Here is a 1,144-nt window from a genome sequence, read left to right on the forward strand (position 1 = left end):
CGACATCCGCTCGATCGGTCAGGCCCAGCGGAACGCCAACGACGGTATCTCGCTGCTGCAGGTCGGTGAAGGCGCGCTCAACGAGGTGAGCTCGATCCTGATCCGTCAGCGCGAGCTGGCGATCCAGGCGGCCAACGGAACACTCGGTGCGACCGAACGAGACACGCTGAACGACGAGTTCCAGGACCTGATCTCGGAGATCGACCGGATCGCTGCGGTTACGTCGTTCAACGGTGCGACCATTCTCCAGAGCGGGGCCGGCGTGACGTTCCAGATCGGCGTCGACGCGACGAGCAACGACCGGATCACCATCAGTGCCGTCGATTCACGGGCGTCTTCGATCGGTCTCGGGGCCAACTCGTCGGTCTCCGGTCCGTTCCGGTTCGCCGTGATCAGCACGGTCGCAGATGCGCGCACGACGCTCTCCCAGCTCGACGCCGCGATCTCGAACGTGGCTTCGCTTCGAGCGAGCTTCGGTACGGTGCAGAATCGGCTCGAGTCGTCGATTCGATCGCTGGCGGTCTCCCAGGAGAACACGTCGGCCGCCGAGTCGCGGATCCGCGACGTGGACTTCGCGAGTGAGACGGCGGAGCTGACCCGGAACCAGGTGCTCCAACAGGCGGGCATCTCGGTCCTGGCGCAGGCGAACGTCTCGACCCAGAGCGCGCTGTCGCTGCTCGGCTAGCGCACGAAACAACTTGGCGTCCGGGGCGTTCCCGGACGATCGAAACGGTGATCGGATCCGGGCCATGGATGGCATGGGCCGGTCACCCAGCAGGACGACGGTCTCACGAAGGATTCAGTGAGATCCGGATCGTCGAGGAGGAGCTCCCGCGATGGGACTTCGAGTCAATTCGAACGTGGCGTCGATCAACGCCCAGCGAAACCTGGTCAACTCGACCGGGAATCTCCAGAAGAGCCTTCAGCGCTTGTCTTCCGGTCTCCGCATCACGCGGGCGGCGGACGACGCGGCAGGCCTGGCGATCTCGGAAGGGTTCCGAGCCGACATCCGCTCGATCGGTCAGGCCCAGCGGAACGCCAACGACGGTATCTCGCTGCTGCAGGTCGGTGAAGGCGCGCTCAACGAGGTGAGCTCGATCCTGATCCGTCAGCGCGAGCTGGCGATCCAGGCGGCCAACGGAAC

At 65.1% G+C, this 1,144-nt stretch carries 2 protein-coding genes; both read left to right on the forward strand.

Translation table 11 applies throughout. The annotated features are described in order from the left end of the window. Positions 1-685, forward strand: a 685-nt coding sequence (locus tag NXI30_29055) for a flagellin (protein MCR9098289.1), incomplete at its 5' end; no start/stop codon positions are given. Positions 686-836: 151 nt separating this feature from the next. After that, on the forward strand, positions 837-1,144 hold a 308-nt coding region (locus tag NXI30_29060), incomplete at its 3' end, for a flagellin FliC (GenBank protein MCR9098290.1).

Source organism: bacterium (assembly GCA_024742285.1).
Taxonomy (GTDB): domain Bacteria; phylum Myxococcota_A; class UBA9160; order UBA9160; family UBA4427; genus UBA4427.